Below are 23929 nucleotides of genomic sequence, written 5' to 3'. Positions count from 1 at the left end.
CTCGCGCGTCCCGGGCAACCTGCCGGGCTCCCGGGCGCATCAAAGGGGTGACGAACAGGATGGGGGACGCCGGTGGACGACTTCACCGAGTACGTGACCGCTCGCGCGGGCTGGCTGCGCAAGGTCGCGTACCTGCTCTGCGGCGACTGGCATCGGGCCGACGACCTGGTCCAGTCGGCGATCACGCGGCTCTACGCGAACTGGGCACGGGCGTCCCGCGCGGACAACCTCGACGGTTACGCGCGCCGCACGCTGGTCAACACGTTCCTCGCCGAGCAGCGGACGTCGTGGTGGCGGCGGGTGGACCTGCGCGGCACCGAGCACGAGCGGCCCGAGCCCGGCGAGGACGTCGACGCGGCGCTCGACCTGCGGGCCGCACTCGCCCGGCTGCCCGCCCGGCAGCGCGCGACCGTCGTCCTCCGCTACTTCAGCGACCTGCCGGTCTCGGAGACCGCGCAAGCGCTGGGCTGCTCCGAAGGAACCGTCAAGAGCCAGACGTCGAAGGCCGTGGAAACGCTTCGCGAGCTGCTGGGCACACCGATCCGGGAGGGACGGGCATGACCGACCACGAGCTGGCCACCAAGCTGAAGGAACTTGCCGACGTGCCCGCCCCGCCGCTCCGGCTCGACATCGACGGCGCGCGCCGGGAGGGGGGACGTCGCCGGCGCCTGCGGACCACCGCGCTGGTCGTGGGCTGCGCCGCGGTCGTGACGGCCGGCGGGCTGACGGCGGTGTCGGTGTTCCGGCCCCAGCCCGCACCCGCGCCGCCCGCTGTCCAGCCCCAGCCCGTCGCGCCCGCGCCCACCGACAACCCGCTGGTGGCGAAGGCGAGTTTCGGCTGGCTCCCGGAGGAGGTCACGGGCGTCGAGTACGCCGCCGGCGGACACGGCGACACCGCGCTGGCCATCGGCCGGGGTGAGCTGCCCCCGATGCTCTGGCTCACGGTCTCGGACCGGGAACCGGCCCCGCCGCGCGATCTGAGCGGCGAGCCCAAGAAGGTCCCGCAGCGCGTGGGCGACCGCGACGGCCACTGGGTGACGGCCGACGCGACCGACCCGCTCAACCACGGCGACAGCTACCTGCGCTGGCCGACCGCCGACGGCCGCTGGGCCCAGCTGCACACCTACTACCTCGCGCGGCCCGACCTGCAGCAAGCGCTGCTGCGGGTCGCCGAAGGAGCGACGTTCGCGAACCGGGGAGTGCCGCTGCCGCTGCGCATCACGAGCCTGCCGCCGTCGTTCCACCTGTCCGACGCCTACACGTCGCGGCGGCCGGACCAGGACGGCGTCCCCTGGAAGCTGGTGCTGCAGTACTCCGCGAACGGGGCGCTGGTGACGATCAACGTCGCCCCGCCGGGGTCCACCGGCAAGGACGGTCTCGGCGTGCCCCGGTGCGTGCAGAAGAACGGGCTGGAGGCGTGCGTCGGGATCGATAAGGAGAAGGCCGCGGGCGTGACGGCGCAGGAGCTCCTGAGCCGGATCACCCTGCTGGGTCCCGACGAAAAGGCGTGGACCCCGCACGTGCTCGGCTGACCGGCCGGTCCCGAGTGGACGGTGGGCGGCGATCTGCGAGGGTTGTGGCGTGACGGAACTGCTCGTCGTGCTCGTGACCGGCTTCCTCGTGATCGCCGCGGCCACCGTCGTCGGCCCGCGCCTGGGGGTCGCCGCCCCGCTAGTGCTGGTCGTGCTCGGCGTCGCCGCGAGCCTGCTGCCGATGTTCGCTTCGGCGCACATCGAACCCGAGTGGATCCTCGAAGGCGTCCTGCCGCCGCTGCTCTACTCGGCCGCGGTGTCGATGCCCGCGATGAACTTCCGGCGCGAGTTCGGCGCGATCAGCGGGCTTTCGGTGCTGCTCGTCGTGGGCAGCTCGCTGGTGCTCGGCCTGTTCTTCGCGCTGGTCCTGCCCGGGCTCGGGTTCGCGTGGGGCGTCGCGCTCGGCGCGATCGTCAGCCGACCGACGCCGTAGCGACGTCGATCGTGAAGCAGACCTCGCCGTCCCAGCGCGTCGTGGCGCTGCTCGACGGCGAGAGCCTCCTCAACGACGCCACCGCGCTGGTCGTGCTGCGGACGGCGATCGTCGCGACGGCCGCGTCCTTCTCCTTCTGGGGCGCGCTCGGCACCTTCGCCTACTCGGTCGCCGTCGCGGCCGTGCTCGGCTGGGCCGTGGGACGGCTCAACCTGCTGATCCGCCGCCGGGTGACCGACTCGACCGTCAACACGGTCATCTCGTTCGCGGTGCCGTTCGTCGCCTCCGTGCCCGCCACGCTGCTCGGGGCGTCCGGCCTGGTGGCGGCGGTGGTCGCGGGGCTCGTGACGGGCATCCGCGCGCCGCGGGAGCTGTCGCCGCGCAACCGCCTCTCCGACGCGCAGAACTGGCGGACGGTCGAGCTCGTCCTCGAGGGCGCGGTCTTCCTGACGATGGGCCTGCAGATCAAGGCCATCGTGTCGAACGTCCAGCACGACCACGGCGGAGTCGGGACGGCCGTGGTCATCGCGGCCGTCGCGCTCGCGGTGACGGTGCTCGTGCGTGCCCTCTACGTCGCTCCGCTGCTCAGGTACCTCATCGCGCGCGTCCGCCACGGCGAGCGCATGCAGGCCCGGCTGCGGGACATGTCGGAGCGGATGGGTACGCCCGAAGGCAAGCAGCGGGCGTTCGAAGCGGCCAACTCGCACGGGCGCAAGGTGTCGGAGCGGGACCTCGACCGCTTTTCGGCCAGGGTCACCCGGGGACTGGCCACCATCGACTACTTCCTGCGCGAGCCGCTCGGCTGGCGCGAGGGCGTCGTCGTCGTGTGGGCGGGCATGCGCGGCGCGGTGACGGTGGCCGCGGCGCAGACCCTGCCCGAGGACACCCCGCAGCGCTCGGCGCTCGTGCTCATCGCGTTCGCCGTGGCGATCCTGTCGCTGCTGCTGCAGGGCGGCACGATCGGCCCGTTGCTGCGCCGGCTCTCCCCGGAAACCGATCCGGAGCAGGCCGCCAAACAGGCGGAAGCCGAACGGACCCAGATCTTCGAGCTGCTGCGTTCGAGCGTGGACGACGTCCCGAAGCCGCCGGAACGCGAAGGCGATCCGGTCCAGGCGGACTTCGACGCGGCGATGCGCTACCAGCTGACCGTCCTGGACAAGCAGCGCACCGCTCTGCTCGACGCCCGCGACAACGGCACGTTCGACGCCGACGTCCTCGCGAACGCGCTGGTCAACCTCGACGCGTCGCAGATCGCCCTGGAGATGCGCGGCAAGCCGGCCGGCTGAGCGGGGATCAGCCCTTCGGCACCGCCGGGTAGGGGACGAAGGTGCTGGTGTTCTCGTCCACGGTGAGCTGCTTGCCGATCGTCGGGAACGCGCGCTGCGAGCACGCCGGGCGTTCGCAGACTTTGCAGCCCATCCCGATCGGCGTCGCCGCGGCGGGTTCGTCCAGGTCCAGGCCGGTCGAATAGACGAGCCGGCCGGCGTGCCGCAGTTCGCAGCCCAAGCCGACGGTGAACGTCTTGCCGGGGCTGCCGTAGCCGCCGATGTTGCGCGAGATCGTGCGCGCGATCCAGAAGTAGCTCTTGCCGTCGGGCAGCGTCGCGATCTGCGTGAGGATCTTGCCCGGCTGGGTGAACGCCTCGTAGATGTTCCACAGCGGGCACGCGCCGCCGACGCGGGAGAAGTGGAACCCGGCCGCGGACTGCCGCTTCGACATGTTCCCGGCCCGGTCCACCCGCACGAACGAAAACGGCACACCACGCTGCTTCGGCCGTTGCAGTGTGGACAGCCGGTGGCACACGGTCTCGAAGCCGACGCCGAAGTGGTCGCACAGCCGCTCGATGTCGTAGCGGAACCGTTCCGCCGTCGCCAGGAACGGTCCATAAGGGAGGATCAGCGCCCCCGCGAAGTAGTTCGCCAGGCCGACGCGCGCGAGCGAGCGGGCGGCCGGACCGGAGAACGCCCACGAGTCGGCCAGCTCGGTGATCAGGTCGTCGTACTCGAGCAGCGCGATCTGCGAAGCCATGCGAAACGCCTGCTGCCCGACGCGCAGGCTCGGCGCCAGCCGCAGCACCCGCGTCACCGGCTCGTAGCGGTGCTGCTGACCGGCGGATTCGTCGATGCCGTCGCTGGTCACCTCGACGCCGTAGCGCTGCCAAAGCCGTTCCTTCAGCGCGCCCAGCACCTGGCCGCGCTGCAGCGGGATCTCCGCGGCCATCTTCTCCGCGCGGTCGTCCAGCTCGGCGACGTGGTTTTCGCGCTCGTAGAAGAAGTCGCGGACCTCCTCGTGCGGCAGCGGCGCGGCGGCGCTGCCGTGCAGGCCCAGGCCGTTTTCCGTGGTCAGCGCGGCGGTGCTCTCGACGGCGTTGCGGTAGCTGCGGTGCAGCTTGACCAGCGCCTGCGCGATCGCCGGCAGGTTCGTGGCCAGGTCGTTGAGCTCGCCGGTGGTGACGTCGACGCCGAGCACCTCGTCGAGCAGCGCTTCCTTGACGTCGGCGACCAGCCGGGACGTGTCGTTGTTGGCGAAGAACTCGGTGTCGACGCCGAACGCCTGCGTGATCCGCAGCAGCACGGGGACGGTCAGCGGCCGCGTGTTGTGCTCGATCTGGTTGAGGTAGCTCGGTGAGATCTCCAGCACACGAGCGAGGTCCGCCTGGCTCATCGAGCGGCTTTCGCGGAGGTGCCGCAACCGCGCGCCGGCGAAAGTCTTCTCCATTCGAGCCCTCCTTCCCGGAAGGTTTCCGGCCCTGAACGGTTACGTGAACGGTCAAGAACGCGGATTTTCGATCAGTTGCGAACCGGGCGATTCGCAACCTTTGCAAAGAGCGTACGTACCCTTCGCACAAATTGGCAACTTGGCCAACTGGACCGAGTTTTCCCTGGCGTGCGAGGGTCGTTCCAGGCAAGGCGAGCAATCGCAAACTTCGCAACACCGGGAGTACCGATGACGGAACAGGCCAAGCAGGCGGCCGCGGAGCTGGCGGCGCAGTGGGCGAACGACCCCCGCTGGGCGGGCGTGCAGCGCTCCTACTCGGCTGAGGACGTCGTCAAGCTGCGCGGCAGCGTGGTCGAGGAGCACACCCTGGCGCGCCGCGGCGCGGAGAAGCTGTGGGACCTGCTGCACACCGAGGACTACGTCCACGCGCTCGGCGCCCTGACCGGCAACCAGGCCGTCCAGCAGGTTCGCGCGGGCCTGCAGGCCATCTACCTGTCCGGCTGGCAGGTCGCGGCCGACGCCAACCTCTCCGGCCAGACCTACCCCGACCAGAGCCTCTACCCGGCCAACTCCGTGCCGGCCGTGGTCCGCCGCATCAACAACGCGCTGGGCCGCGCCGACCAGATCAACTGGGCCGAGGGCAACACCGACATCGACTGGTACGCGCCGATCGTCGCCGACGCCGAGGCTGGCTTCGGTGGCCCGCTCAACGCGTTCGAGCTGATGAAGGGCATGATCGCCGCCGGCGCCGCGGGCGTGCACTGGGAAGACCAGCTCGCGTCCGAGAAGAAGTGCGGCCACCTCGGCGGCAAGGTGCTGATCCCGACCAAGCAGCACGAGCGCACGCTGAACGCCGCCCGCCTCGCCGCGGACGTGCTGAACGTGCCGTCGCTGATCGTCGCCCGCACCGACGCGCAGGCCGCGACGCTGCTGACCAGCGACGTCGACGAGCGCGACCAGCAGTTCCTCACCGGCGGCCGCACCGCCGAGGGCTTCTACGAGGTCACCAACGGCATCGACCCGTGCATCGAGCGCGGCCTGGCCTACGCCCAGTACGCCGACCTGCTCTGGATGGAGACCTCGGAGCCGGACCTCGAGGTGGCGCGCAAGTACGCCGAGGCGATCAAGGCGAAGTTCCCGGACCAGATGCTGGCCTACAACTGCTCGCCGTCGTTCAACTGGAAGAAGCACCTGGACGACGCGACGATCGCGAAGTTCCAGCGCGAGCTCGGCCACATGGGCTACAAGTTCCAGTTCATCACGCTGGCCGGCTTCCACGCGCTGAACTACTCGATGTTCGACCTGGCGCACGGCTACGCCCGCGAGGGCATGACCGCCTACGTCGACCTGCAGGAGCGCGAGTTCGCTTCGGAGAGCCGCGGCTACACCGCCACCAAGCACCAGCGCGAGGTCGGCACCGGCTACTTCGACAACGTCGCGACGGCGTTGAACCCGGAGAGCTCGACCACCGCGCTCAAGGGCTCGACCGAAGAAGCGCAGTTCCACTGATCCCGGTCGCGGCCTGACGACGGCACCCCCTCCGCCGTCAGGCCGCGTCCCTCCCCTTCTTCCCTTCCCTGCACAGCTCGTGGAGGCACCCCATGGTTGATCGGCTGAACTACCGCATCGAGGTCACCGGGCCGGTCGAGGGCCGGTTCGCGGAGATCCTGACCCCGGCGGCACTCGACTTCCTGGCCAAGCTGGACAACACGTTCGCCGGTCGCCGGCGCGAGCTGCTCGACGCCCGCCGCGTGCGGCGCGAGGAACTGCAGTCCGGCGAGAAGCCGCTCGGCTTCCTGCCGGAGACCCGCGGGATCCGCGAGGACGAGTCGTGGCAGGTCGCCCCGACGGCGCCGGGCCTGGAGGACCGCCGCGTCGAGATCACCGGGCCGACCGACCGCAAGATGACGGTCAACGCGCTGAACTCCGGGGCGAAGGTGTGGCTCGCGGACTTCGAGGACGCGACGTCGCCGACGTGGCACAACGTCATCGACGGTCAGCTCAACCTCTTCGACGCGATCCGCCGCAACATCGACTTCACCACCGAGGCCGGCAAGCACTACACGATCGGCGACGACCCGGCGACGATCGTCGCGCGGCCCCGCGGCTGGCACCTGGTGGAGAAGCACATCCGCATCGACGGCCGCCCGGTTTCGGCGAGCCTGGTCGACTTCGGCCTGTACTTCTTCCACAACGCGCGCCAGCTGCTCGCCCGCGGCGCCGGCCCGTACTTCTACCTGCCGAAGCTGGAGAACCACCTCGAAGCGCGGCTGTGGAACGACGTCTTCCTGATGGCGCAGCGCGAGCTGGGCGTCACGCGCGGCACCATCCGCGCCACCGTGCTGATCGAGACGATCACCGCCGCGTTCGAGATGGACGAGATCCTCTACGAGCTGCGCGAGCACGCGGCGGGCCTGAACGCCGGCCGCTGGGACTACATCTTCAGCATGATCAAGAACTTCGCCGCGCACGGCGCCGACTTCGTGCTGCCGGACCGCGCGCAGGTCACCATGACCGTGCCGTTCATGCGGGCCTACACCGAGCTGCTGGTGCGCACCTGCCACAAGCGCGGCGCGCACGCCATCGGCGGCATGGCCGCGTTCATCCCGAGCAAGGACCCGGAGGTCAACGCGACGGCCGCCGAGAAGGTCCGCGCCGACAAGGAACGCGAGGCGGGCGACGGGTTCGACGGCTCGTGGGTCGCGCACCCCGGCCTGGTCCCGATCTGCCGCGAGGTCTTCGACGCCGTGCTCGGCGGTTGGCCGAACCAGCTCGGCAAGCTGCGCGAGGACGTCCACGTCACCGCCGAGGACCTGCTCGACGTGGCCAGCGCCGGTGGCGAGGTCACCGAAGCGGGCGTGCGCGCGAACATCAACGTGGCGCTGCGGTACGTCGACGCGTGGCTGCGCGGCACCGGCGCCGCCGCGATCCACAACCTGATGGAGGACGCGGCCACCGCGGAGATCGCGCGCTGCCAGGTCTGGCAGTGGATCCGCAACGGCACGAAGCTCGAGGACGGCACCGCGCTGACCCGCGAGCTGGCGGTCGAATTCCTGGACGACGAACTCGCGTCGGTGCGCGCCGAGCTGGGTGCGGGCAACCGCCTCGCCGACGCGTACGAGATCTTCACCGAAACCGCGCTGGGCGAGAAGCTGCCGAGCTTCCTCACCACGGGTGCCTACGCGCGGTACCTCACGGACGCCCGGTAGCAGGGGCCCCGCCCGCCCCTACCTGACGAGGGGCGGGTGGATTCCACACTGTTGGGATGGTGTGGTCGAACTGGTCCGGCGACGGTGGCTCCCCGTCGCCGGACCAGTTCATTTTCAGCCCACCGCGTACGCCCGGACCACCGTCTGCCGCACGGTGTTCCCGCGGTCGTCGGCCGCACTCGCCCGCAGCGAGACGAACCCGCTCGCCGGGTTCCGGACCACGACCGTCCAGTGGTCGCCGGTCTTGACGGCCGGAGCGGGCTGCCAGCTGCGTCCGTCGTCGGTGGACGTCTCGACGGCCAGTTCCGTCCCGCTGCCACCGCCTTGCCGCTCGACGAAGGCCGGGAACGTGACGACCCGGTCGGCCGGCGCGCTGTTGCGCAGGTCGACCGCCGGTGCGAACCGGGCCGTCAGCAGGGGCAGCGGCTGACCGTCCGCGGCGGCCGAGGAACGGAAACCCCATTCCGCGGAGACGTCCGTCCACAGTGGCCACCAGTCGGTGTGCCGGTGCGCCTCGGCGGTGAGCCGGTACGCGCCGCCGGCGTCCGGCACCGGGATCCGCGCCAGTGTCGGTTCTCCCGACGGCTCCACCGGAATCTCGACGCCGTCCTTCGCGAGGGTCACCGAACCCGTGTCGCCGGCCACGGATTCGGGCTTGCGCGGGCGGCCGGCGGCGTCGCCGAACAGCGGCAGCCACACGTCGAAGACGCCGTCCTCGCGCCACGCCCACGGCCGCGGCTGCTCACCCGTGTGCGTCACGGTCAGCCCGCGCAGCGACGGCCCGGCGACCGCTTCGTTCCAGCTCAGCCGGTACTTGCGTCTCGCGGCCAGGTCGAGCTGTTCGCCCAGCTCGCCGCGGAAGCCGCCCGTCCACAGTGAATCCCACTTGCCGGGGGAGTAGTACTCGACGCGTTCCTGTTGCGCGGCAACGGGTTGGGTGTAGCCGTAGCCGACCATGCGGCCGAAGAACTCGCGCCCGGCGACGTACCGGACCTCGCCGGGTGCGTTGTCGTGGTAGGCGGTGCGCACTTCGGCGAGGTCGCGGGTCTTCGGCCGCTGCACGCGCGGAGCCGTCACCTGCCCCTCGACGCCGTCGCCCAGTTCGTAGCGGAAGCGCGGGAACGGACGGCTGACGACCGTCGCCGAGGCGTGGCCGGTCTTCGCCAGCTCCGCGAACCGCTGCGCGGTGACGTTCTGCCCGCCCCAGACGACCGGCAGGTGCAGCGTGGGCAGCCCGCCGCCGAGAATCGTGGTCCCGGCCGCGCCGCCGTCGAGTGTGACCAAGCCGAGCTTCGCGCCGGCGTTCTCGACGTTCACCAGCCGCTGGTACGCCTCGTCGATCCGGATGCCGGGCGGCAGCCGGACGACCACGAGCTTGCCGCGCGCGTCGATCCCGGCCAGGTCCCCGGGTGTGCCCGCGCCGCCGGACACCACCGGGAGCGTGCTGGTCCCGGCCGGGGCGGCCGAATTCAGCCAGCTGCCGCGGACGGCGAACGGCTGCCCGTCGTCCGCGGTCAGTTCCAGGTCCGGCTCGGTGGCGCGGCGTTCCTGGCTGAAGGCGAAGGTCGCCGACGACGTACCCGGGACGGTCGCGGCGAACACCTCCTGGAACCGCGGGTCGAGGTCGAAGCCGTCGGCGAACACGCACGAGCAGCTCGTGATCCGGCTCAGCCGTTCGACGCTCTGCGTGCCCCCGCGCGCGGCCGGGTTGTCCGGCTCCAGCGACACCGGCTTGCCGTCCCGCGCGTCCAGCGTCTGCGTGACCGAGCGGTCCAGGACCAGTTCGGGCCGGGTGAGGAAGCTGTACGAGGGTTCCTGTCCCGGCCGCGGCGTCTCGATGACGCCGTTGACGACGTAACGGCCGCGCGGCAGCCGGAACGTGCCCGGCTCGCCGTGGGTGAGCGTGCCGGTGTCCAGGTCGACGATCGTCACCGGCGGGTAGCCCGCCGGCGCCCACGGCTTGCCGTCGCGGTCGACGAGGCCGACGGTCAGGTCGTAGGTCTCGGCTTCCTGCCGCAGCGACAACGCGGTCCGCGTGGTGACGCCGTCGCCGCTCGCCGTCAGGACGCCGGAGCGGGTGCCCGGGTGGCCGTCCTGCGCGGTGAAGGTCAGCTCGACGGGAGTGCTTCCGCCGGCGGGAACGGTGACGCTGGCGGGAAAGCTCACGCCGTCGACGGACGCACCGAGCGTCAGCGTGACCGGCGTGGCGCCGGAGTTGTACCAGGTGACGGTGGCTTTGCCGGTCGCTCCGCGGTTCGGCCACGGGAGGTAGGCCGACGCGCCGCCGGTGGCGGTGACCGCGGTGGCCGTCGCGCGGGCGACGTCGACGCGGCCGGTGCCGACCGCGGCCGGCCCGGCGTCGACCGGGGCCGCGGTGCTGGTGAGGGCCGCTTTGAGCCGGTCCGCGCGCCAGTCGGGGTGCTGCTGGGCGAGGATCGCGGCCGAGCCCGCGACGTGCGGCGTCGCCATCGACGTCCCGCTCAGCTCCTGGTAACCGCCACCGGGCCAGGCCGCGGTGATCGACTCGCCGGGCGCCGCGACGTCCGGCTTCGCGGCGCCGTCACCGACCCGCGGGCCCCGGCTGGAGAACGGGCTGAGGACGTCCTTTTTGGACACACTGGCGACGGCGAGCGCCGTGTCGGCTGCGGCCGGGCTCGCCACGGATTCGTCCGCGCCGAAGTTGCCCGCGGCGACGACGAAGAGCGTGCCGTACTGCCGGGTCAGGGCGTTCAGGGCTTCGGACACCGGATCGGTCCCGTCGGACGGGCCGCCACCGAGGCTCATGTTCACGACGCGGGCGTGCGCTTCGGTCACCGCCCACTGCATGCCGGCCAGGACCGTGGCGAGCGTGCCGTCGCCGGAGTCGTCGAGGACCTTGCCGACGGCCAGCGACGCGTCGGGCGCCACGCCCTTGTACTTCCCGCCGGAAGCCGCGCCGGAGCCGGCGATCGTCGACGCGACGTGCGTGCCGTGCCCTTGGCCGTCCTCGAAGCTGCCCTTGCCGGTGAAGTCCTTGCCCAGCGAGACCCGCCCGGCCAGGTCCGGGTGCGCGGCGGCGATGCCGGTGTCGAGCACCGCGACCGGCACGCCGCGGCCGGTCAGGCCCGCCTGCCACGCCGCGGGCGCGCCGATCTGCGGCACGCTCTGGTCGAGGCTCGCGCGCACCTTCGCGTTCAGCCACACCTTCGCGCCGCCCGCGGCGAGCGTGGCGGGTTCGGTGGCGAGCCGGTTCCAGAACGCCGCGGCGCCGGACTTCGGCTCGTCGAGCGCGGTGTAGCCGAGTGCGGAAGCGTGGGCGGCGACGCCGGTCCGCGCGGCGAGCGCCGGCCCCGCCTGGCGGACCAGCAGCGGCACGTGCGGGGTGTGCGCGTCGTCGTAGCCCTGGCGCAGCAGGCCGGTGACGTTGAACAGCTGCTCGTCGAGCCGCCCGGCGCGCACCAGCTCGGCGGCGTCGCCGGGCAGGACGTACTGGTCGCCGCCGCGGACGTACTGGCGGAACGGCACCGGCCGGTCGCGGCGGGCCGGCAGCACGCGGACGTCCGCGCCTCCGGCCAGCACCTGGTCGCCGGTGACCAGCGTGATCTTCGTCGGCGCAACGGGTGGACCGCCGGTCGGGGCGGCTGCCGCGGCGGGTGCGGTCAGCACGCCCGCGCCCAATGCCACCGCGACGAGCGCGATGATCGGTTTCCTCATGGGATGGTTCCTCACTGTCGGGGTCCTCGGCTCGTGGAACGGCCCCGGCGCGCCCGCGGGTTGCCCGGATTTCGATCCCGGAGCAACCCGGGAGGCCGCGCACCCCGTTCCACCGGATGTGGGGGCGACGAGGAGGAATCGGTGAAACGGTCCGAAGAAGCGGGGTACCGCGACTACGTGACGGCGCGGATGGAGGTCATGCGCCGCACGGCCTACCTGCTGTGCCGGGACTGGCACCTCGCCGACGACCTGGTGTCGATCACGATCGGCAAGCTGTACCGGCACTGGCCGCGGGCCCGGCATGTCGAGCACCTCGACGCGTACGTGCGCCGCATCCTCGTGCGGACGTGGCTGGACGAGAAGGCCAGGGCGTGGCGGCGCGAGGAACCGGCGGACACGCTGCCGGAGCCGGCGGTGCTGCCGACCGACGACGTCGTCGAGCGGCTCGGCCTGCTGGAGCTGCTCGACGCGCTGCCGCCGCGGCGCCGGGCCGCGGTCGTGCTGCGGTACTACTGCGACCTTTCCGTCGAGGAGACCGCCGAGGTCCTCGACTGTTCACCCGGAACCGTGAAGAGCCAGACCGCGCGCGGGCTCGACTCGCTGCGCGCGCTCGTCGCCGCGAGCCAGAGCTGAAGGAGGCGCCATGAGCAAGGACCAGTTCGACGCGGCGATCGGCGTCGTGCCACCGTCCACAGTGGACGTCGAGGCGGTGCTGGACCGCGAACGCCGCCGGGCGCGGGTGCGCCGCGTGGCGAACCCGTGGACCGCCGCGGGGGCGGGGGTGACGGCGATCGCGGCCGGGGTGGCGGTGGCGTTCGTGCCCGGGGATCCCGCGCCGGTGCTCGTACCGCCGGCGGCGAGCAAGCCGCCGTCGGAAGATCCCTGCGCGGTGCTGCCGTACCCGCCGCAGACCGGCGCGCCGATCCCGGAGACGTCAGCGGCCGCGTCGAGCCGGCTCACGACCGTGCTGACCGCCGCTGCCCAGCAGCGGCTGGCCGCGGGCACCACGCTCAGCACCCACGACGGCAGTGACTTCCCGAAGGGGGTCGAGCACGGGCCGCTGACCTTCTACCACGTGTTTTCGGCGCCGGTGCCTTACGAAAGCACCTGCAGCGGCGGCGAGGACTACTTCACTTCGACGGCCACGACGGCGAAGGGGAATCGCAAGGGCAACCTGCTGGCGATCGTCACCCGGCTGGGCGGCAACGCGACGCCCACCACCCAGTGCGGTCCGCCGCCCGAGCGCACCGAGGGCTCGTGCCAACGGCGGATCGGGCCGCACGGCGAAACGATCGTCGAGATCACGTTCACCCTGCGCGGCGGCGGGCCGACGGTGAACGAATCGAACGTCACCAAGCCCGACGGCACCGGCATCATCCTCGAGGCGGAGAACGTCGCCGGCGACGCCAAGCGGGGTGGCGCGCCCGACATGCCGTCGCCGCCGCTGAGCCTCGCCCAGCTGACGGAGATCGCGCTCGACCCGGGGCTGACGCTCTACCCCTGAGCGGCCAGCAGCACCTTCGCGGCTTCGCGGGCCGTGTTCGCCTCGCCCGGGTCACCGGTGATCGCGGCGAGCACGGTCGCACCCTCGACCAGCGCGAACAGCTGGTCGGCGAGCCTCTGGCCGGAAACGAGACCACGCAGGTACGCGCGGACTTCGTCCTTGTGCAGGCGGATCGCGGCGGCGATGCCCGGCGCCGGTTCGCCGAACTCGCCGAAGGAGTTGATGAACGCGCAGCCGCGGAAGCCGGGCTCGGCGAACCAGTTCGCGAGCCAGCCGAAGACGGCGAGGGGGTCGTCGCCGCGGGCGTGGACGAATTCGCGCAACGACTTCCGCCAGCGCTCGTCCCGGCGTCGCAGGTAGGCCTCGACCAGGTCGTTCTTCGCCGGGAAGCACTGGTAGAGCCGCTTGAGCGAGACGCCGGAGCGCTCGCGGACGGCGTCCATCCCGACCGCTTGCACGCCGTGCGCGTAGAAGAGGTCTTCGGCGGCTTCGAGCAGCCGGTCGGTCGCTTCCGTGGAATTCATGGCACCTGCCCCTGGCGCGGAGAATGAGCGTTCTCTAGGGTAGCGGACGTAGTGGAGAACGCACGTTCTCCGCGTCCGGAAGGAGCTGCCATGACCCCGCGACCCCCGTTCCCGCCCTTCGACGAAGACACCGCCCGGCAGAAGGTCCAGGCCGCGGAAGACGCGTGGAACACCCGCGACCCGGAGAAGGTCTCGCTCGCCTACACCGAGGACTCGGTCTGGCGAAATCGCGACCAGCACGTCGTCGGGCGCGCCCGGATCGTCGAGTTCCTGACCGCGAAGTGGGAGCGCGAGCTGGAGTACGCGCTGCGCAAGGAGCTGTGGGGCTTCCGCGGCAACCGCATCGGCGTCCGGTTCCAGTACGAATCGCGGAACGCCGAGGGCCGGTGGTTCCGCAGCTACGGCAACGAGCTGTGGGAGTTCAGCGACGAGGGCCTGATGCGACGGCGCGAGGCGAGCATCAACGACGTCCCGATCGCGGCGGCGGACCGCCGCATCTTCGGTCCTCGTCCGGAGTCCGAGCACGGCCTCCTGCTGCCGGTGTTCTGAGTCCGCCTCGAGCGGAACGGGCCCGTCCGCCCAGCGCCGGGGGCATGGTCGAAAAGTGACGACACCGGCGTTCGGCGGCGAAGTGAGCGAGTTCTACCAGCGGTTCCGCCGCGGCTACCCGCCCGAAGCGGTGGACGAGCTGGCCGCGGCGTTCACGCTGACCCGCGACGACGTCGTCCTCGACCTCGGCTGCGGCACCGGCCAGCTCACCCGGGTCCTGACCGCCCGGACGGGCGCGGTGCTCGGCATGGACCCGGAGCCGGCGATGCTCGCGCGGGCCCGGCAAGCGACGTCGGCGCCGAACGTCGGCCGGCTGCTCGGCGCGGACACCGACGTCAGCGCGTTGTCGCCGCTTTTCGGCCACGGCCGCCTGGCCGCGGTGACGGTCGCCCGGGCCCTGCACTGGATGGACCACGAACGGCTGTTTTCGGCCGTCCGCCCGCTGCTGCGCCCCGGCGGCGGGATCGCGGTGGTGACCAACGGCGAGCCGCTGTGGCTCCAGGACACCGCGTGGCCGGCCGCCCTCCGGGACGTCGTTTCGGCGTATCTGGGGACCCCGTTGCGCAGCACGTGCGGCACCGACACGGCGAGCCAGGAACGGTACGCGGCCGCGCTCTCGGCCGCCGGATACGCCGTCGACCAGCGGGTTGTCGAATACGCGACGACGCTGACCGTCGAGGAAATCGTCGGTGGCGTTTTTTCGGCCATGAGCCCCGGCCGGCTGCCGGCCCTCGACGCGCGACCGGCGTTCACCGACCGCGTCCGGGCGGCGGTGGCCCCGCACGCACCGCTCCGCGAGGCGGTCCGGGTGCGGCTCCTCACCGGAACCCGGTGAACGGTCACTCATGGCGAATGCGTAGGCACCCCTACTGTTCCGCTTATTGTTTCGCCGGGGAGCGGCGCGGATGCTCGCTGCGAGGCGCCCGTCGCGCCGTCACCCCGAGGAGTCCCCATGACCAGCAAGTGGAGAACGGCCGTCGCCGTCCTCTTCGTCGTGTTGTCGTTTTCGTCCGGCGCCGTGGTGATCACGGCCGCCCCCTCCACGGCGCGGCCCGACTGCGTCCGGCCCTGCCGCTTCTGAGCCGTCCGCTACCTACAGTTCCGGTATCCCGGCCGCGACCGGCTCGAACGCGTTGCCCGTGGCGATCTTCGGCCGCGGCAGCTCCACCGGTTCGGCCGGCTTCGCCCGCCGGTAGACGTCGGCGGTCGCCTCGGCGATCCGGCCCCAGTCGAAGTCCGCGGCCAGCCGGGACTGCGCCGCCTTCGCCCGCTTCGCCGCGGCCGGCGCGTCGCTGAGCACCGCCGTCACGGCAGTGGTCAATTCCGCGACATCGCCGGGGCTGAACGCGAGCCCGGTCTCCCCGTGCACGACGACCTCGCCGAGCCCCCCGGCGGTCGACGCCACGAGCGGCGCCTTCGCGGCCGCGGCCTCGAGCGCGACGATCCCGAACGGCTCGTACCGGCTCGGCAGCACGACGGCGTCGGCGGCGGCCAGCGCCGCCCGCAGATCGCGGTCGGAGAGGTGCCCGACGAAGTCGACCGCCCGCCGCACCCGCAGCTTCCGCGACTGTTCGACCAGCTCGTCGAAGTGTCGTCCTTTTCCGGCCACGACCACGCGGGTGCCCGGGTGGCGCCGCCGGATGCGGGGGAGGGCGGCGAGCAGGTCCTGCACGCCCTTCTCCCACTCGAGTCGTCCGAAATAGAGCAACAGCGGCGCCCCGGCCGGGCTGTAGACCTCCCGCGCCCGGGCGATCTCCTTCGCCGGCACCTGCCAGCCGCGCTCCTCGATGCCGTTGTGGATCACCGTGACGTCGGCGGCCTCGACCTCGAAGAGGTAGGAGACCTCGCGGCGCATGGCCTGCGAGCAGGTGATCAGCGCGTCGGCGCGGTTCGCCAGCCACCACTCGACGGAGTGCACCTGCTGGTTCAGCGGGTGCGAAAGCCAGCCCGAGTGCCGGCCGGCCTCGGTCGCGTGGATCGTGCCGACCAGCGGCACCCGCGCGGCCTCGGCGATCGCGATCGCCGGGTGCGCGACCAGCCAGTCGTGCGCGTGGACGACATCGGGCTGCCACGTCCGCAGCAGGTCCTGCGCGGCGCGGATCATGGCGTGCCCCATGGCCAGCGTCCAGGCGACGAGGTCCCGCTCGAACGTCACGTGCATCGGGTCTTCGGCGACCCGCACGATCCGCACGCCTTCGACGACGCGGTCGGTGCGCGGGTGCGTCCCGGCATCGGTGCCGGCGGCGTGCCGGCAGAGCACGACGACCTCGTGGCCCTGGCGCACCAGGTGGGTGGCGAGCGCGTGCACGTGCCGGGCCAGGCCTCCGATGGCCACTGGCGGGTACTCCCACGACAGCATCAGCACACGCATGCGCAGAGGTTACTCGCGAGTCAGGACGCCCGGCGCGCCCGTGCTGGCGAAGTGTTCACATGTGATCCCGATCACTGGCGAGCCCGCCGAACTCTGCCACCATCGGCCGGGATGACTTCTCCCGAGGACCCCGGCTGGCGCCGGCTCGACCCGCCCCTGCCGACTCCCTGGAGCGGCGAGGTCGCTCCGGGCAACGCGCTGCCCGAGTACCCGCGTCCCCAGCTGACCCGGCCCCGCTGGCTGAACCTCAACGGCGTCTGGGAGTACGCGGGCTGGCCTTCGTCGCCGGACGAACCACGGCCGTCGGGTTATGCGGAGCGGATCCTGGTGCCGTTCCCGCCGGAGTCGGCGTTGTCCGGAATCGGACGACGTGACGAAGTCCTCTGGTACCGCCGGCTCTTCGAGGTCCCGCCCGACTGGACGGGGTCGCGGGTCCTCCTGCACTTCGGCGCGGTCGACCAGACGGCGAAGGTGTGGGTCAACAACCAGCTCGTCGCGACGCACGAAGGCGGCTACACGGCGTTCAGTGCGGACATCACCGACGTCCTGCGCGCGTCGGGCCCGCAGGAGCTGACTGTGCGCGCTGAAGATCGCACCGACATCGAGCCCTTCCCGGTCGGCAAGCAGCGCAACACCCCCGGCGGCATCTGCTACACGGCGTCGTCCGGAATCTGGCAAACGGTCTGGCTGGAGCCGGTCCCCACGCACCGCGTCGACCGGCTCGACCTGACCCCGGACCTGACCGGAGTGACGGTGTTCCCCCAGGTCACCGGCGGCGCCGAGGTCGTTGTCGTTCTTTCGGCAAACGGCACGGAGGTGGCACGCGCATCAGGCCCGGCCGGTACGTCGGTCCGCGTGGACGTCCCCTCACCGCGCCTCTGGGCCCCCGACGACCCGCACCTCTACGACCTGCGCGTCGAGCTCCAGGACCGGCAGGGCGCCCTCCTCGACGAGGTCGGCGGCTACGCGGGCCTGCGGACGATCGGCCTGGTCCCGGACGAGCAAGGCCGCCCGCGGATCGCCCTCAACGGCCGTGTCACTTTTTTGCACGGACCGCTCGACCAGGGCTATTGGCCGGACGGCATCTCCACCGCGCCCACCGACGAAGCCCTCCGCTTCGACCTCGAGAAGACGAAGGAACTGGGCTTCACCTTCGTCCGCAAGCACGTCAAGGTGGAGCCGGCCCGCTGGTACTTCTGGGCCGACACGCTGGGCTTGGTCGTCTGGCAGGACATGCCGTCCTTGACGGTGTCCTTCGACGGCCCACCCGGGATCGCGCCCGACCCGGTCCCGCTGGCGCGCGAGCGGTTCGAGGCTGAACTGATCAAAATGATCACCCAGCTGAAGGCGGTCCCGTCGATCGTCGGCTGGGTGCCCTTCAACGAGGGCTGGGGCGAGTTCGACACGGCCCGTGTCGCGGAACTGGTCAAATCCCCCGACCCGACCCGGCTGGTGATCGCGAACAGCGGCGTCAACTGCTGCTTCTCCCGCCCGGACACCGGCGCGGGTGACGTCTACGACGACCACACGTACGTCGGCCCGGGTGCTCCCACGGTCCAAGACGCCCGCGCGATCGTCGACGGTGAGTACGGCGGCCTCGGCCTGGTCCTCGACGACCACCGCTGGCCGGGCGCACCGAACGCGTACGAAATGACGCCGACGCGCGAGCGGCTCACCGAGCGCTACGCGGAGGTGAGTGCGGCTCTCGAGCGCGTGGTGGCGGAGCGCGGGCTGTCCGGTGCCGTGTACACCCAAACGACCGATGTCGAGAACGAGGTCAACGGCCTCCTGACGTACGACCGCCGGGTGGTGAAGGTGGACCCGGCCGTGATCGCGAAGTGCGCGAAGGCGGTGATCGAGGCTGGCTCGGCCTGAGCCACGCCGGACCCTCGTCGATTTTCGACGACGTCGCTGACCAGCGCTTTCATCCCGGAGGCGACCCTGCTCAGGCCCGTGGTCAACTTTCGGCAACCGCCCGGAGCAGCCCGTCGCGCCCGTGGTCGAGCGCCGACAAGAGCGCCCCGCGCAGCGCCGCCGAGTCGGTCACCTCGCCGGCCTCGACCCGGACCGGGCCGGGCGTCATCGAACTGACCGTTCGCCGGATTTCGGCAACGAGGTCCGCCCGGCTCCCGGCCGGTCCGCCCAGCAGCACGAGGTCCGGGTCGACGATGGTGCAGATCGCGGCCACGGCCCGCCCGAGCGTCGCGCCGAGCAGCCGCAGCCGTTCCGCGGCGACGGCGTCCCCGGCGGCCCGGTCGAGCGTGGTCAAAATTTCGCCGACGTCCAGCGAAGGCGCGTCCGGCCGGCCGAACCCCTGGTCAGCGAGCGCCGAAGCCAACGTCGACCCCGAGCTGTCCAGGTACCCGATCTCACCCGCCAGCCCGTGCGCGCCCCGGACGAGCTGGTCGCCGACGTACAGACTCACGCCGAGCCCGGCACCGACGTAGACGTAAACGAAGCTCGTGACCTCCCGCGCGGCGCCCTCCCGACGTTCCGCAAGGGCCGAAAAGTTGACGTCGTTGTCGAGCAGCACGTCGGCCCCGACCTCCCCGGCCCGGAGCCTGCCCTCGGGGAACGGCGACCCCGGCAGCGCGACCACCTCGTGCGTGACCGGGTCCACCGGGTTGGCCACCGAGACCGCGGTCGCCCGCACCGGCCCGGTTCCCGCGGCGCTCGCCGTGGCGACGGCCGCGCGGACGGCGTCGGTGATCGGCCGTCCGTCCGGCGCGTGCCGCTCGGTGGCCAGGACGGCCCCGGTCAGATCGGTCGTCACCGTGCGGATGCCCTGCTGATTCACCTCCGCGGCGACGACGCGCCCGGCGTCCGCGGCCAGCTCGTAGAACGTGGCGATCCGGCCGCGGCGGCCGGTCTGGTCGGTGCCGGTGGCCCGCAGCGCGCCCGCCGTCTCCAGCCGCCGGACCGACTCGGAGATCGTCGGCTTCGAGATCCCGGTGGCCGCGGCGAGCTCGGCGCGCGTGGTCCGGCCGTGGACGAAGACCTGGTCGAGCACCGCGCGGTCGGTCATGGCCCGCAGCATCGCCAGGCGCGGGAGCGGCCGGTCGGGGTCGGACATCGCACCTCTTGTGGCGGGGAAGGAACTGGGGTTACCGTAGCGGGGACATTCTAGTAAGGAGTCCTAACTTAAAGCGGAGGACGCCGATGACCACCACCGAACTGCCCGCGAACATGGCCGAGGCCGTCACGCGGACCAAGCAGGAGCTGCGCGCCCGGATCGGCGACGTCGCCGGCGCGTTCGCCGGGGTCCGGGACTGGATGCGGCGGGAGGTGGACGCCGTCGCCGCCGATCCGGACGCCTTCCCCGTGGTCCGTTTTCGCGACATCGCCGACGGAACCGTGCCGCGGCGGACGTCCGACGCGATCCGGCGCCGCGGCTGCGCCGTCGTCAAGGGCACCTTCGCGCGCGAAACGGCCGAAACCTGGGACGCCGAGCTCGCCGCCTACCTCGCGGACAACGACTTCGGCGGCACCTACCAGGGCCCGGCCGACGACGTCTTCGCCGGCCTCGCCTCCGGCCAGCCGCAGATCTACCCCGTCTACTGGTCGAAGCCGCAGATCCAGGCGCGCCAGCACGAGCACATGGTCGCCGTCCGGCGGTTCCTGAACTCCTTCTGGCGGCACGAGTCCGAGGGCCGCGTCTGGTTCGACCCGGATCGCGACACGGCCTACCCCGACCGCATCCGCCGCCGCGCACCCGGCTCGGCGTCGCTCGGCCTGTCCGCCCACACCGACTCCGGCTCGGTCGAACGCTGGCTGCTGCCCGCCTACCAGCAGGTCTTCCGCCACGTCTTCGACGGCGACTGGCGCGCGTACGACCCGTGGGACGGCGCCCACCGCACCGAAGTCGACGAGTACCCGTCCACGGTGATGTGCTCGGCCTTCCGCACCTTCCAGGGCTGGACCGCGTTGTCGGAAATGCGCCAAGGCGACGGCGTGCTGCACGTGGTGCCGATCCCGTCGGCGATCGCCTACGTCCTGCTCCGCGCGCTCCAGGACGACATCCCCGACGACGACCTCTGCGGCGCGGCCAACGGCCAGGCGCTGCCCGTCAACGACAAGTACCACGACGACCTGCTGCCGGCGTTGACGTCGATCCCCGACGTCGAGCCGGGCGACACGGTCTGGTGGCACGGCGACGTCGTCCACGCGGTCGCCGACGGCACCAATCCGGACCGCTGGGGAAACGTCATGTACATCCCCGCGAGCCCGCATTGCGCGAAGAACGCCGCGTACGCGGAAAAATGCGGCCGCGCGTTCCTGACCGGCGCGAGCCCGGACGATTTCGCCCCCGAAGACTACGAAAAGAACTGGAGCGGCCGGGCCACGATCGACGACCTCAGCGCCGTCGGACGCGACCAGCTCGGGCTGTGAACGGGAGCCGCGCCGGCGCGGAGGCCATCGCCCCGGCGCGGCGGGCCCGCTATAGGTGCAGCCAGAGCCCCAGCCCCTGGATGTGCCGTGGTGATGGTGGTGCCCGCCGCACCGCAGAGGGCAGTGGCGGGCCTGACCCGATCCGGTGAATTCCGGCGACGGCGGGGGACCGGCGTCCCCCGCCGCGGTGTCAGGCCGGAAGCGCCGCTTCGATGGCCTTGACGACCGTCTCGTCCTCGGGCTCGGTGCGCGGCCGGAACCGCGCCAGGACCTCGCCGTCCGCACCGACCAGGAACTTCTCGAAGTTCCACTGGACGTCGCCCGCGGCACCCTCGGCGTCGGCGGTCTTGGTCAGTTCCGCGTACAGCGGGTGCTGCCCGTCGCCGTTGACGTCGATCTTCTCGAACAGCGGGAACGTGACGCCGTAGGTAGTCGAGCAGAACGTCTGGATCTCGTCCGCGCTGCCCGGCTCCTGCCCCGCGAACTGGTTGCACGGAAAACCGACCACGGAAAAGCCCTGGCCGCCGAAGCGTTCCTGCAGCCGCTCGAGACCGGAGTACTGCGGGGTCAGGCCGCACTTCGACGCGACGTTGACCACCAGCAGCGCCTTGCCGGCCAGGGAGCCCAGCGAGCTGTCCTGCCCGTCGAGGGTCTTGACCGGAATTTCGTGGATTCCCATGGATCCCTTTCAGTCGTGTTTCAGCGCCCGGGCGTCGAGGTGCCCGAACGGTCCGTCGTCGGCGCGGTAGGCAGCGGCGAGTTCCGCGGCCCGCGCGCGGTCACCGCGGCGCAGCAGCCCGGCCAGCGCGTCGAAGCGCTCGGTGTGCACCGCCGCGCGGCGCCGGGCGTAGTCGGCGGCGGAGTCCTTGGTGACCATGAACGCCCAGTCGCTCTCCAGCGCCAGCATCGCCTCGGCGACGGCCTGGTCGGCGACGGTGTCCCGGGCCGTCGTCCCCAAATCGGCCACGAGGTCGAGCAGCCGCCGCTGCAGCGCCGCGTTCGCCTCGACCATGTCCTTGACCTGCTCGCCGTCCCAGACGCGCCAGTCCTTGCCCGAGCCCCACGACGACACCGGCAGGTCGATCGGCTCGCCGACGTGGCCTGCCTCGATCGCGCCCTTCAACGTCGTCACCCGGACGCCGGCCTCGGGCAGCGCCCGCAGCACGCCTTCCAGCCACGCCGGTCCCTCGTGCCACCAGTGCCCGAACAGCTCCGTGTCGTACGCGGCGACCACGAGCGCTTCACGCCCGTGCTGCTTCTTCAGCGAACGCAGCCGCGCCACGACGGTTTCGACGAAGTCCTTGACGTGCAGCTGCAGGACGTCCGCGGCGAGCGCGGGGTCGTACGGCGCCTTGTCCTGCGGCTCGACCGTCTTACCGGTGACCCGCGCCGCCTTCAGCCCGACCTCGTGCTGCCAGGTGTGGAAGTCGCGGTACGCGGCGTGCCCGGGGTAGCCGGCCTTCGGCGACCAGACGCGGTAGGTGACTTCGAGGTCTCGTCCGAAACTGACCACGTCGCTCGTGCCGACCGGGCGCGCGGCCCAGGTCTCGCCGCGCAGCGACGGGCCGTCGACCATGAACCGCCGGACGCCGGCGGCGGCGTAGTCGTTTTCCATCCCGGGCGCGTAGCCGCACTCCGGCGCCCAGATCCCCTCCGGTCGCGCCCCGAGCCGCAGCGCCGTGTCGTCGAGCCCGGCGTTCAGCGCGAACTCGCGCACCCGCGGGTCGAGCAGCGGCTGGAACGGGTGGGCCAGCGGGCCCCCGAGCAGCTCGATGGTCGAGTTTTCGACCAAGGACCGCAGGATGGGGGAGAAGCCGTGCCGCCAGCGAGTGCCCAGCTCCTCGGCGGCGCGGACCGCCGTCCGGTGCTCGGCCGCCGCGAGCTCGCGCAGCAGCGGGTCGCCGCCCCACAACGTCGCCGCGTGCTGGGCGCGCAGCTGCCAGTGGCCGAGCCAGTCGTGGAACGCGCGGATGCTGTACGGGTCGTCGAGCTGCGCGGCGAGCACCGGCGTCACGCCCAGCGTCAGCACGTCCCGGCGCCCTTCGGCGGCGAAGCGCTCGAGCAGGTCGACCATCGGCAGGTACGAATGCGCCCACGCCTGGTACAGCCATTCCTCGCCGACCGGCCAGGTCCCGTGGTGCGGCAGCCACGGCAGGTGGCTGTGCACGACGAGGCAGAAAGTTCCTTCGCTCATCGGCGTACCGCCACGGCGATCAGGTCGAGGCTCGCGTCGAGGTCGTCCCCGTGGACGTCGAACCCGGACGCTTCGATCGCGGCGACGTCGGCGAGCAGCGCCGCGGGCCAGACGGCCTGGCCGGGCAGCTCGCCCATGACCACGTCGAGCTGGGCGTCGATGATCGAACCGCCGTAGCGCTCGTCGAGCGCGCGCACGGCCTCGCCGTGGTGCAGCCCGTGCAGCGTCTCGACGTCGAAACCGGCGTCTTCGAGCAGTCCGGCCAGCTCGGACGGCGCCAGCTCGCGGGTGTGGAACGGGTTCAGCGGCGTGTCGCTGTCCGGGGTGAACGTCAGCCGGTTCGGCGTCGTGACCAGCAGTTTGCCGTTTTTCGGCAACACCCGCCGGCACTCGGCGAGGAACCCCGCCTGGTCCCACAGGTGCTCGATGACCTGGAAGTTGGCCACGACGTCGACCGCGCCGTCCCGCACCGGCAGGAACGCCAGATTCGCCCGCGCGACGGCGAGCTCGGGGTAGCGGCGGGCGACGTGCTCGGTGGTCAGGACGTCGTAGTCGAGCGCGAGCACCCGGCGGGCTTCGGTCGCGAGGAGACTGGCGCCGTAACCCTCACCGCAGCCGGCTTCGAGCACCGTCGCGTCCGCGCAGTGGGGGAGCAGGGCGGCGTACGCGGCTTCGTGGCGCCGGAACCAGTAATTTTCCTCGGCGATGCCGGGGACGGTCCGTTCCCCGGTCAGGTGCAGCGCCTCGGACCGGGTGGCTGGGGTGGTCACCTGCGCGACCATAGCTGGTGTCACGTCCGGCCCGGCCGGCTCG

Annotated in this window: 21 protein-coding genes; 13 read left to right on the top strand and 8 right to left on the bottom strand. The window is 71.9% G+C overall.

Going from position 1 to position 23929, the window contains the following annotated elements; genetic code table 11:
- Positions 1-72 precede the first annotated feature (72 nt).
- Genes MUY14_RS28315 through MUY14_RS47005 form a run of 4 tightly spaced genes read left to right on the top strand, consistent with a single transcriptional unit; the run spans position 73 to position 3251 of the window.
- The gene (locus tag MUY14_RS28315) at positions 73-561 is read left to right on the top strand and encodes a SigE family RNA polymerase sigma factor (protein WP_247013614.1); all 489 of its coding nucleotides are present in this window, start codon (positions 73-75) and stop codon (positions 559-561) included.
- Positions 558-1532 carry a hypothetical protein gene (locus MUY14_RS28310; RefSeq protein ID WP_247013612.1) on the top strand — a complete coding sequence of 325 codons (975 nt, stop codon included), beginning with the start codon at positions 558-560 and terminating at the stop codon, positions 1530-1532. The genes MUY14_RS28315 and MUY14_RS28310 overlap by 4 nt, the downstream gene beginning before the upstream one ends.
- Before the next feature lie 49 nt (positions 1533-1581).
- The gene (locus tag MUY14_RS47010; protein WP_281506190.1) at positions 1582-1965 is read left to right on the top strand and encodes a cation:proton antiporter; all 384 of its coding nucleotides are present in this window, start codon (positions 1582-1584) and stop codon (positions 1963-1965) included.
- A gap of 11 nt (positions 1966-1976) precedes the next feature.
- Complete coding sequence (locus tag MUY14_RS47005) at positions 1977-3251, top strand: sodium:proton antiporter (protein ID WP_281506189.1); 1275 nt, start codon at positions 1977-1979, stop codon at positions 3249-3251.
- Between the two features lie 7 nt (positions 3252-3258).
- On the opposite strand, the gene MUY14_RS28295 is transcribed toward MUY14_RS47005, so the two are convergent.
- Positions 3259-4683, bottom strand: coding sequence for a short-chain fatty acyl-CoA regulator family protein (locus MUY14_RS28295; protein WP_247013610.1), 1425 nt, complete (start codon positions 4681-4683; stop codon positions 3259-3261).
- A 228-nt stretch (positions 4684-4911) separates the two neighbouring features.
- Here MUY14_RS28295 and aceA point away from each other — a divergent pair, with 228 nt between their 5' ends.
- Both aceA and aceB read left to right on the top strand, forming a co-directional pair.
- Positions 4912-6192 (top strand): isocitrate lyase, encoded by a 1281-nt coding sequence (gene aceA / locus MUY14_RS28290; protein WP_247013608.1) that lies wholly within the window; start codon positions 4912-4914, stop codon positions 6190-6192.
- A 92-nt stretch (positions 6193-6284) separates the two neighbouring features.
- Positions 6285-7892, top strand: a complete 1608-nt coding sequence (gene aceB, locus MUY14_RS28285; protein WP_247013605.1) for a malate synthase A — start codon at positions 6285-6287, stop codon at positions 7890-7892.
- 114 nt (positions 7893-8006) lie between these two features.
- On the opposite strand, the gene MUY14_RS28280 is transcribed toward aceB, so the two are convergent.
- Positions 8007-11585 (bottom strand): S8 family serine peptidase, encoded by a 3579-nt coding sequence (locus MUY14_RS28280; RefSeq protein WP_247013603.1) that lies wholly within the window; start codon positions 11583-11585, stop codon positions 8007-8009.
- Between the two features lie 141 nt (positions 11586-11726).
- Between MUY14_RS28280 and MUY14_RS28275 the strand changes: the two genes are divergently transcribed.
- Positions 11727-12218, top strand: a complete 492-nt coding sequence (locus tag MUY14_RS28275; RefSeq protein WP_247013601.1) for a SigE family RNA polymerase sigma factor — start codon at positions 11727-11729, stop codon at positions 12216-12218.
- Positions 12219-12228: 10 nt separating this feature from the next.
- Positions 12229-13089 (top strand): hypothetical protein, encoded by an 861-nt coding sequence (locus MUY14_RS28270; RefSeq protein WP_247013599.1) that lies wholly within the window; start codon positions 12229-12231, stop codon positions 13087-13089.
- On the opposite strand, the gene MUY14_RS28265 is transcribed toward MUY14_RS28270, so the two are convergent.
- Positions 13080-13613, bottom strand: a complete 534-nt coding sequence (locus MUY14_RS28265) for a TetR/AcrR family transcriptional regulator (RefSeq protein WP_247013597.1) — start codon at positions 13611-13613, stop codon at positions 13080-13082. The two genes, MUY14_RS28270 and MUY14_RS28265, sit on opposite strands and share 10 nt — an antisense overlap.
- A gap of 90 nt (positions 13614-13703) precedes the next feature.
- Between MUY14_RS28265 and MUY14_RS28260 the strand changes: the two genes are divergently transcribed.
- The 3 genes from MUY14_RS28260 to MUY14_RS47000 all read left to right on the top strand — a co-directional run bounded on the left by MUY14_RS28260 (position 13704) and on the right by MUY14_RS47000 (position 15243).
- Complete coding sequence (locus MUY14_RS28260) at positions 13704-14162, top strand: nuclear transport factor 2 family protein (RefSeq protein WP_247013595.1); 459 nt, start codon at positions 13704-13706, stop codon at positions 14160-14162.
- A gap of 55 nt (positions 14163-14217) precedes the next feature.
- The gene (locus MUY14_RS28255) at positions 14218-14997 is read left to right on the top strand and encodes a trans-aconitate 2-methyltransferase (RefSeq protein ID WP_247013593.1); all 780 of its coding nucleotides are present in this window, start codon (positions 14218-14220) and stop codon (positions 14995-14997) included.
- Positions 14998-15114: 117 nt separating this feature from the next.
- On the top strand, positions 15115-15243 hold the full coding sequence (locus MUY14_RS47000) for a hypothetical protein (RefSeq protein ID WP_281506188.1): 129 nt from the start codon (positions 15115-15117) through the stop codon (positions 15241-15243).
- Between the two features lie 12 nt (positions 15244-15255).
- Here MUY14_RS47000 and MUY14_RS28250 read toward each other — a convergent pair whose 3' ends face one another.
- Positions 15256-16533, bottom strand: a complete 1278-nt coding sequence (locus MUY14_RS28250) for a glycosyltransferase family 4 protein (protein WP_247013591.1) — start codon at positions 16531-16533, stop codon at positions 15256-15258.
- Positions 16534-16644: 111 nt separating this feature from the next.
- Between MUY14_RS28250 and MUY14_RS28245 the strand changes: the two genes are divergently transcribed.
- Positions 16645-18408 (top strand): glycoside hydrolase family 2 protein, encoded by a 1764-nt coding sequence (locus MUY14_RS28245; RefSeq protein WP_247013588.1) that lies wholly within the window; start codon positions 16645-16647, stop codon positions 18406-18408.
- Between the two features lie 82 nt (positions 18409-18490).
- Here MUY14_RS28245 and MUY14_RS28240 read toward each other — a convergent pair whose 3' ends face one another.
- Positions 18491-19606, bottom strand: a complete 1116-nt coding sequence (locus MUY14_RS28240) for an ROK family transcriptional regulator (protein ID WP_247013586.1) — start codon at positions 19604-19606, stop codon at positions 18491-18493.
- An 86-nt stretch (positions 19607-19692) separates the two neighbouring features.
- Between MUY14_RS28240 and MUY14_RS28235 the strand changes: the two genes are divergently transcribed.
- A complete protein-coding gene (locus MUY14_RS28235) occupies positions 19693-20922 on the top strand; it encodes a YbiU family protein (protein ID WP_247013584.1) in 1230 nt (409 codons plus the stop codon).
- Positions 20923-21112: 190 nt separating this feature from the next.
- Here MUY14_RS28235 and MUY14_RS28230 read toward each other — a convergent pair whose 3' ends face one another.
- From MUY14_RS28230 to MUY14_RS28220, 3 genes are read right to left on the bottom strand one after another with little or no spacing between them, the layout of a single operon-like run.
- Entirely contained in the window at positions 21113-21601 is a 489-nt protein-coding gene (locus MUY14_RS28230) for a glutathione peroxidase (protein WP_247013582.1), read from the bottom strand.
- Positions 21602-21610: 9 nt separating this feature from the next.
- Positions 21611-23116, bottom strand: a complete 1506-nt coding sequence (locus MUY14_RS28225; protein WP_247013580.1) for a glycoside hydrolase family 57 protein — start codon at positions 23114-23116, stop codon at positions 21611-21613.
- Positions 23113-23886, bottom strand: a complete 774-nt coding sequence (locus MUY14_RS28220) for a class I SAM-dependent methyltransferase (RefSeq protein WP_247013578.1) — start codon at positions 23884-23886, stop codon at positions 23113-23115. Before MUY14_RS28220 ends, MUY14_RS28225 begins: the two co-directional genes overlap by 4 nt.
- Between the last annotated feature and the right edge of the window lie 43 nt (positions 23887-23929).

This window comes from Amycolatopsis sp. FBCC-B4732, assembly GCF_023008405.1.
In the GTDB taxonomy this organism is placed as follows: domain Bacteria; phylum Actinomycetota; class Actinomycetes; order Mycobacteriales; family Pseudonocardiaceae; genus Amycolatopsis; species Amycolatopsis pretoriensis_A.
This window is presented reverse-complemented; position numbering and strand designations above follow the sequence as displayed.

Coding starts and splice junctions, on each gene's coding strand:
- MUY14_RS28310 (WP_247013612.1), top strand. CDS start 558: ATGACCGACCACGAGCTGGCCACCAAGCTGAAGGAACTTGCCGACGTG.
- MUY14_RS28295 (WP_247013610.1), bottom strand. CDS start 4,683: ATGGAGAAGACTTTCGCCGGCGCGCGGTTGCGGCACCTCCGCGAAAGC.
- aceA (WP_247013608.1), top strand. CDS start 4,912: ATGACGGAACAGGCCAAGCAGGCGGCCGCGGAGCTGGCGGCGCAGTGG.
- aceB (WP_247013605.1), top strand. CDS start 6,285: ATGGTTGATCGGCTGAACTACCGCATCGAGGTCACCGGGCCGGTCGAG.
- MUY14_RS28280 (WP_247013603.1), bottom strand. CDS start 11,585: ATGAGGAAACCGATCATCGCGCTCGTCGCGGTGGCATTGGGCGCGGGC.
- MUY14_RS28270 (WP_247013599.1), top strand. CDS start 12,229: ATGAGCAAGGACCAGTTCGACGCGGCGATCGGCGTCGTGCCACCGTCC.
- MUY14_RS28265 (WP_247013597.1), bottom strand. CDS start 13,613: ATGAATTCCACGGAAGCGACCGACCGGCTGCTCGAAGCCGCCGAAGAC.
- MUY14_RS28260 (WP_247013595.1), top strand. CDS start 13,704: ATGACCCCGCGACCCCCGTTCCCGCCCTTCGACGAAGACACCGCCCGG.
- MUY14_RS47000 (WP_281506188.1), top strand. CDS start 15,115: ATGACCAGCAAGTGGAGAACGGCCGTCGCCGTCCTCTTCGTCGTGTTG.
- MUY14_RS28250 (WP_247013591.1), bottom strand. CDS start 16,533: ATGCGTGTGCTGATGCTGTCGTGGGAGTACCCGCCAGTGGCCATCGGA.
- MUY14_RS28245 (WP_247013588.1), top strand. CDS start 16,645: ATGACTTCTCCCGAGGACCCCGGCTGGCGCCGGCTCGACCCGCCCCTG.
- MUY14_RS28240 (WP_247013586.1), bottom strand. CDS start 19,606: ATGTCCGACCCCGACCGGCCGCTCCCGCGCCTGGCGATGCTGCGGGCC.
- MUY14_RS28235 (WP_247013584.1), top strand. CDS start 19,693: ATGACCACCACCGAACTGCCCGCGAACATGGCCGAGGCCGTCACGCGG.
- MUY14_RS28230 (WP_247013582.1), bottom strand. CDS start 21,601: ATGGGAATCCACGAAATTCCGGTCAAGACCCTCGACGGGCAGGACAGC.
- MUY14_RS28225 (WP_247013580.1), bottom strand. CDS start 23,116: ATGAGCGAAGGAACTTTCTGCCTCGTCGTGCACAGCCACCTGCCGTGG.